This window comes from Bacillus sp. FSL E2-8900, assembly GCF_037966225.1.
Taxonomy (GTDB): domain Bacteria; phylum Bacillota; class Bacilli; order Bacillales; family Bacillaceae_G; genus Bacillus_A; species Bacillus_A cereus.
Genome location: NZ_CP150193.1, coordinates 138,563 through 145,000, shown reverse-complemented (window position 1 = coordinate 145,000; position 6,438 = coordinate 138,563). Strand labels below are relative to the sequence as shown.

Below are 6,438 nucleotides of genomic sequence, written 5' to 3'. Positions count from 1 at the left end.
AAGTTTTTCAATTTCTTTTTGTCGTTTTCTGCGTTTCCGCATCAGCGACGGTTATTAATTTAACATATACAAACTATTAACGTCAACACTTTTTAATAAAAAATTCTTTTTCTTACATAACGAATACATTCTTCTGTGTTAGCTACTCTCCGGAATAAACAGAAAATGATTTTATATCTTTCTTCCATGGCTTTTTTTACAACTTCATGAATACGCTCATCTTCAAAATCAAATAAAAGTTCCTCTAATTCTCTCTTCAATATGTATTCCATTTCTTTTCTCTCTTCTTTTGTCAACATCAGCCCAAGCAAACAATCACCTCAATAATTCCTTACGCAACAATAAACGTTCCGCTCATTTTCAATTATCACAATCCTATCATCCATTATATCCACTACTTACGATATTAATCCTTTGTTCTCTTTTTTATATTTCCAGCATATATGTAACTGAAAAGGATTGGACAAAGGGGCGTAATATTATGTTTTTCTTTTTTATTACGAGTAAGAGAAATTTTAAACACATTAGCTTAATAGTGATACTGTCCTTATTTACAGCATGGCTACTCTTTTTAAAAACATATTCACATGAATCTGCTTTTTCAACTGCTACAGGCCCTAAAGTAATTTACAAAGGAGACACCGCTAAAAAGCAAGTTGCATTTACGTTTGATATTAGTTGGGGAGACAAAAAAGCAATTCCAATCCTAGATACTCTTAAAGAAAAAGAAATTAAGAATGCAACCTTCTTCCTTTCTGCTGCATGGGCCGAAAGACACCCCGATATTGTAGAGCGAATCATGAAAGATGGACACGAAATCGGTAGTATGGGGTACAATTACACATCCTATACTTCTCTAGAGACAAATGAAATAAGACGAGACCTTTTACGAGCACAAGATGTTTTTACGAAACTTGGTGTAAAACAAGTCAAGCTGTTACGTCCACCTAGTGGCGAATTTAACAAAGCAACCCTTAAAATCGCAGAATCACTTGGATACACCGTCGTGCATTGGAGTAATAATTCAAACGATTGGAAAAACCCAGGTGTAAATAACATCGTTTCCACTGTCTCTAATAATTTGAAAGGTGGAGATATCGTCTTATTACACGCATCCGATTCTGCCCTTCAAACAAATAGAGCTTTACCGCTGCTCCTGCAAAAAATAAAAAGTGATGGATATGAGCAAATATCCGTTTCACAACTTATTTCCAACACAAGTACGAAAAGTGAGGATGTGAAGTAGCTTCTTCCCTACTACTCTTCACGCATAAAAAGCTCTACTACCTTTCAAGAAGGTGGTAGAGCTTTTTTAATCATACCATTTACAACATTATAACTGCTGTTGTATAAAACCTCTCTATTAAGCTGATTTACTTGTTTTTCCGATTAAACGATGTAATACAAGTAATTGATATGCATTACATAACAATAGCGGTATAACCATTAAATATAACCAATCTGTATCATTAATCCGAAGCGCCGGTACCCATTCAAGGATCGTTACAACAACCATAAAGAACAGAGCTGGCACAAATGCTTTTTTATTTGTTTCTTTACTTTTTACATAAGCAACAATTGCTCCAAACACAAATAACATTCCAGCAACAAGTATATTATTCCCTAACGAGACTTCCCCATTTGCAATAAGTACAGATCTTAAATACACAAAATCAAATAATACGAATGCAATAAAGAAGAGCTGGACTGCATTCCATAAAGAAGATGAGCGAAACATCCCTAGTCCAAAACGGTGGATTGTTAAATATGCAAAGAATCCCATTTGACTTATAACACTAAAAATAAATCCTACACCCATCAGCCAGAAAGATACTGCTAAAATCTCCTTACCGTCGAAATTTTGAAAAAATTTATTGTACTTGTCCCACTCCAAAACAAAACCAATAATAACTGTGCTAATCCCACCAAGAAACAACGTCGTTAAAAATAGTCGTACCCACTTGCGGCTATTCACAACACATCCCCCATTATCCTTATATTTCTAATTAAATTGTATCAATGACAATTTCAAAAAGCTAGCCATGTTCATGTATAAATTCCTTAAAGATATTTATATTAAAAAGAGAGAACTGTGCTGAAAGGAGTTCCAACTTATGAAACGGATGCTATTCATTTTCGTTTCTTCTTTTCTACTTATCGCACTTGCAGCATGCGCACAAGGAAAAGAAACGAAATCCGAACTAGATTACGATCAAACAAAGAAAATGATTGTTGATATTTTAAAAACAGATCAAGGTAAGAAAGCTATTCAAGATGTATTAACTGATGAAAAAATGAAACAAGCACTCATACTAGATGAAACAGTAGTAAAGAAAACGATTGAAGATGCCATGGTATCCGATAAAGGGCAACAATTCTGGGAAAAGCTCTTTAAAGATCCTGAGTTCTCATCAAAATTTGCTAAAAGTATGGGGAAAGAACAAACTCAATTAATGAAAACCTTATTAAAAGACCCTGAATACCAAGCAGGCGTTATAGAAATTATGAAAAATCCTGAAGTAGAAAAAATGATGTTACAAACAATGAAGAGTAAAGAATACCGTCAATATCTACAACAAGTACTAACAGAAACTGCTGAAAGTCCACTCTTCCAAGCCAAGATGATTGATATCATTAGTAAAGGTGTGCAAAAAGCTGAAAAAGGCGGATCTGGCAAGAAAGAAGCAGGCGGTGACGGTGGTTCTCAAGGCGAGAAGAAGGAAGAACAGTAAAAAATAACAACTATAATAACGAGTGGACAATTTATATATTGTTCACTCGTTATTACTTTATCTTGCTATTAACAGACGAAATGGACCCCTCTAATTAAGCGAAAGGTTTACTAGCAACAAAAGCCTTATTGTTGTCAGTAACAGGTGAACCCCACTGATTAAAGTTTCACTTTATTTTTGTGTAACAGCTGTTTTATCAATTACTGTTTCAGCTATTTTACTATAAATAATGCCCGTTGTATGTGTATCTTCATATACTGAAGGAGCAAAGTCTTCTTTATTCCAATCGGGTTGTTGCAGTGGAATACGACCAAGAACATTCGTTTGTAATTCGGTAGCTAACTTATCTCCCCCGCCTTTTCCAAATACATATTCTTTCTCACCAGTTACCTTACTTTCAAAATATGCCATATTCTCAACAACACCAAGAATACTATGTTCAGTGCGCAATGCCATCGCTCCAGCACGCGCTGCTACAAACGCAGCTGTTGGATGAGGCGTCGTTACAATAATCTCTTTGCAAGATGGCAACATTGAGTGCACATCTAACGCAACATCACCTGTGCCTGGTGGCAAATCTAGTACTAAATAATCTAAATCGCCCCATTCTACTTCTGTGAAGAAGTGGTTTAACATTTTCCCAAGCATAGGTCCTCTCCAAATAACTGGTGCATTATCCTCTACAAAGAAGCCCATTGAGATTACCTTTACACCTAAACGTTCCACCGGAATTATCTTGTCACCTCTTACGATAGGACGTTTTTCTATCCCCATCATGTCTGGCACACTAAAACCGTAAATGTCCGCATCAATAATACCAACTTTTTTTCCTAAACGAGCTAAAGCAACTGCAAGGTTAACGGAAACAGTTGATTTTCCCACGCCACCTTTTCCACTCGCTACTGCTAAGAATGTTGTTTTTGAATTAGGTGACAATAAAGATTCACTTTGCTCTTCTTCTTGTTCCGGTGCAAACTGAGCTAATTCCTCTTCTGTAAATTCTGCAAAACGAAGTCCAACTGTTGCTGCCCCAAGTTCTTTTACTAACTTTACAATTCCAGACTGCAACTGCATTTGTTCCGCTGTACCGGTTTTTACGATTGCAATTTTGACACTCACATGTTCCTTCTCTGGCTTGACTGTTACCTCTTTAATTGCACTTGTTTCTTTTAATGTTTTATGTAAAAACGGATCTACAATCCCTTCTAACGCTTCAACCACTTGCTCTTTCGTTACCATAATTAGCCCAGCCCCCTGTATGAAAAATAACGTAATGTTAATTGAATTTATCTCTGCTTATCCTTGAAATAAATGCGTTTACATTTCCAGTATAACATATTTTCCGAAAACTTCGTTAACGAGAGAAGCTCAAAAAAATCCTCCTTATTCTGGAGGATTTCCTTTTTCCGTGAAATAACGTAATATACCACGGTATATTGCAGCTGCTACCTTTTGCTGATATTTCTCCGAATTTAACATATACCTTTCGTTCACATTCGATAAAAAGCCAGCTTCAATTAAAGCACCTGGTGTTTTAGAATACTTTAATAAATATACATGCGAAATTGTCTTAGCAGAACGATTCGTGTTCTCTAAACTTGTTCTCAATTCAGCCTGTATAAATTTTGCAGCACGTTCATTTTCAATCGAAGAGCGGTAATAGAACGTTTGTGCGCCTTTCGATCCACTACTAGTTAAAGCATTTAAATGAATACTTGCAAAAAAGTCTACATCAGGTTTATTGATGATTTCTACACGTTTTTTTAAATCCTCTGCTTTACGTCTACTATATGACTTTGTATCTTTGTTAGCTAAATCATAATCTCCCTCACGCGTTAAAATAACTAGTGCACCTTGTTCTTGTAAATAGTCTTGTACCTTTTTTGTAATTTCAAGCGTAATATCCTTTTCTATAATATCCTTTCCACCAACAGCCCCTCCATCTGGTCCACCATGCCCAGCATCTAACACAATTACTTTCCCTGATAAGGGTAAATTCCAAGCTCGCCACGATTTTGTAATTTGAAATTCTTGCTTGACTAAAAAAAACAATACAACCGCAGCGAGTGCAAAAGAGATAATTCGAATTCTCTTCATACCTTTCCTCCTCCAGCTAGTCCCTCTAATTACTTATATGGGACAAGAGGAAAGTTTATGCTTGTCTTAATGAAGCTTTAATCGATATCTTCTTTCACCTTTTTCATACCCTTCTTGCCACCACAATCCTATAAACTGCTGACAAGATTCAAAAAGTAACTCCTCATCTTTCAACTTTATTTCTCGCATAGTCATACTCGTTAAAAATTGAAATAGCGTTTCAGTTAATTGTTGTTCTTCTTCTAAAGCTCTATATTTCACATCAAAAAACGATTCACCATAATAACCAAATTTACTGTATCTCGCTCCTAATAAATAAGATTCTATCCCTAATTCAATACAGTAATCTTCATACTGACGATGAAGCTCTTGCATTTGAAAGGCATCACGAATATTTGAACGCAATGTTTTTAATGATAATTCCCGCAACATCTTCCGCTCGTATTTTAACTGCTTTTCTTTTTGTTTTTCTTGTAAGCTGACAATGACATTCATAGTACATATAAACCTCCCTAATACGTATTAGTCTAAACTTCTAAAGAAGAAGCATACGCGTGGCGGGAGCACTAAAATATTCCAAGCTATAAAAATTGCAAAAGAGGAATGAAACATAAAAAACCCCAACCAAAATGGTTGGGGTTTGTAGTTCGCAAAAATTAACGTTTTGAGAACTGAGGTGCACGACGTGCGCCTTTAAGACCGTATTTTTTACGCTCTTTCATACGTGCGTCACGAGTTAATAGACCTGCACGTTTTAATGTTAGACGGTATTCTGGATCAGCTTTTAATAAAGCGCGAGAAATACCGTGACGAATAGCACCAGCTTGACCAGTGTATCCACCACCATTTACGTTTACAAGTACATCGTAGTTACCTAAAGTTTCTGTTGCAACTAGAGGTTGTTTCACTACTTCACGTAATGCAGCAAATGGGATATAGTTTTCAAAATCACGACCGTTAATGATAACGCGTCCTTCGCCTGGAACTAGGCGTACGCGCGCTACTGAACTCTTACGACGTCCAGTGCCATAGTATTGAACCTGTGCCAAAGTAAGCCCTCCTTTAATTAATTATCCGCGAAGTTCGTAAACTTCTGGTTTTTGTGCTTGGTGTGGATGCTCTGCTCCAGCATACACGTTAAGTTTCTTAGAAACTTGACGGCCTAAGCGTCCTTTTGGAAGCATGCCTTTAATTGCAAGCTCTAACATTTGTACAGGGTAGTTTGTACGCATTTCAAGAGCTGTTCTTTGCTTAAGTCCACCTGGGTGGTTAGTGTGACGGTAGTAAATTTTATCGTTTAATTTATTACCTGTTAAATGAATTTTCTCAGCGTTAATAATAATTACATGATCACCCGTGTCAACGTGTGGTGTAAATGTAGGTTTGTTTTTACCACGTAAAATGGATGCTACTTCACTAGCAAGGCGACCTAAAGTTTGACCTTCAGCATCAACCACATACCATTTACGCTCAACTTCGTTAGCTTTTGCCATAAAAGTCGTACGCATGTGTTTCCCTCCTCGTTATCTTTTCCATAGAAAAAATCTATTGTTTATCTTAAACACGATTTCCTTCCGGGGCTAATCGTGGTTTTAGAAACAATACCATA

General features: G+C 36.4%; 9 protein-coding genes. 2 read left to right on the top strand and 7 right to left on the bottom strand.

Annotated features, from left to right (window positions below; genetic code table 11):
* Positions 1-92: 92 nt before the first annotated feature.
* Entirely contained in the window at positions 93-311 is a 219-nt protein-coding gene (locus tag NST90_RS00815) for a hypothetical protein (protein WP_000901147.1), read from the bottom strand.
* Positions 312-481: 170 nt separating this feature from the next.
* Here NST90_RS00815 and pdaB point away from each other — a divergent pair, with 170 nt between their 5' ends.
* Positions 482-1,246 (top strand): polysaccharide deacetylase family sporulation protein PdaB, encoded by a 765-nt coding sequence (gene pdaB / locus NST90_RS00810; protein ID WP_000464703.1) that lies wholly within the window; start codon positions 482-484, stop codon positions 1,244-1,246.
* 117 nt (positions 1,247-1,363) lie between these two features.
* Here pdaB and kbaA read toward each other — a convergent pair whose 3' ends face one another.
* Positions 1,364-1,975 (bottom strand): KinB signaling pathway activation protein KbaA, encoded by a 612-nt coding sequence (kbaA, locus tag NST90_RS00805; RefSeq protein WP_001088527.1) that lies wholly within the window; start codon positions 1,973-1,975, stop codon positions 1,364-1,366.
* Positions 1,976-2,114: 139 nt separating this feature from the next.
* Here kbaA and gerD point away from each other — a divergent pair, with 139 nt between their 5' ends.
* Positions 2,115-2,732: a spore germination lipoprotein GerD gene (gene gerD / locus NST90_RS00800; RefSeq protein ID WP_000827295.1), complete on the top strand. Its 618-nt coding sequence runs from the start codon at positions 2,115-2,117 to the stop codon at positions 2,730-2,732.
* A gap of 171 nt (positions 2,733-2,903) precedes the next feature.
* On the opposite strand, the gene NST90_RS00795 is transcribed toward gerD, so the two are convergent.
* The 5 genes from NST90_RS00795 to rplM all read right to left on the bottom strand — a co-directional run bounded on the left by NST90_RS00795 (position 2,904) and on the right by rplM (position 6,337).
* Positions 2,904-3,971 carry an Mrp/NBP35 family ATP-binding protein gene (locus NST90_RS00795; RefSeq protein ID WP_000256628.1) on the bottom strand — a complete coding sequence of 356 codons (1,068 nt, stop codon included), beginning with the start codon at positions 3,969-3,971 and terminating at the stop codon, positions 2,904-2,906.
* A 144-nt stretch (positions 3,972-4,115) separates the two neighbouring features.
* Positions 4,116-4,829, bottom strand: coding sequence for an N-acetylmuramoyl-L-alanine amidase CwlD (cwlD, locus tag NST90_RS00790; RefSeq protein ID WP_000822439.1), 714 nt, complete (start codon positions 4,827-4,829; stop codon positions 4,116-4,118).
* Positions 4,830-4,895: 66 nt separating this feature from the next.
* Positions 4,896-5,324, bottom strand: coding sequence for a DUF2521 family protein (locus NST90_RS00785; RefSeq protein ID WP_001101005.1), 429 nt, complete (start codon positions 5,322-5,324; stop codon positions 4,896-4,898).
* Positions 5,325-5,485: 161 nt separating this feature from the next.
* On the bottom strand, positions 5,486-5,878 hold the full coding sequence (gene rpsI / locus NST90_RS00780; RefSeq protein ID WP_000079986.1) for a 30S ribosomal protein S9: 393 nt from the start codon (positions 5,876-5,878) through the stop codon (positions 5,486-5,488).
* Between the two features lie 21 nt (positions 5,879-5,899).
* Complete coding sequence (gene rplM / locus NST90_RS00775; RefSeq protein ID WP_001260793.1) at positions 5,900-6,337, bottom strand: 50S ribosomal protein L13; 438 nt, start codon at positions 6,335-6,337, stop codon at positions 5,900-5,902.
* Positions 6,338-6,438 lie beyond the last annotated feature (101 nt).

What these genes read in the sequence shown, in the direction of transcription:
- NST90_RS00795 (WP_000256628.1), bottom strand. Translation starts at nt 3,971, where the DNA reads ATGGTAACGAAAGAGCAAGTGGTTGAAGCGTTAGAAGGGATTGTAGAT.
- pdaB (WP_000464703.1), top strand. Translation starts at nt 482, where the DNA reads ATGTTTTTCTTTTTTATTACGAGTAAGAGAAATTTTAAACACATTAGC.
- gerD (WP_000827295.1), top strand. Translation starts at nt 2,115, where the DNA reads ATGAAACGGATGCTATTCATTTTCGTTTCTTCTTTTCTACTTATCGCA.
- rplM (WP_001260793.1), bottom strand. Translation starts at nt 6,337, where the DNA reads ATGCGTACGACTTTTATGGCAAAAGCTAACGAAGTTGAGCGTAAATGG.
- cwlD (WP_000822439.1), bottom strand. Translation starts at nt 4,829, where the DNA reads ATGAAGAGAATTCGAATTATCTCTTTTGCACTCGCTGCGGTTGTATTG.
- NST90_RS00785 (WP_001101005.1), bottom strand. Translation starts at nt 5,324, where the DNA reads ATGAATGTCATTGTCAGCTTACAAGAAAAACAAAAAGAAAAGCAGTTA.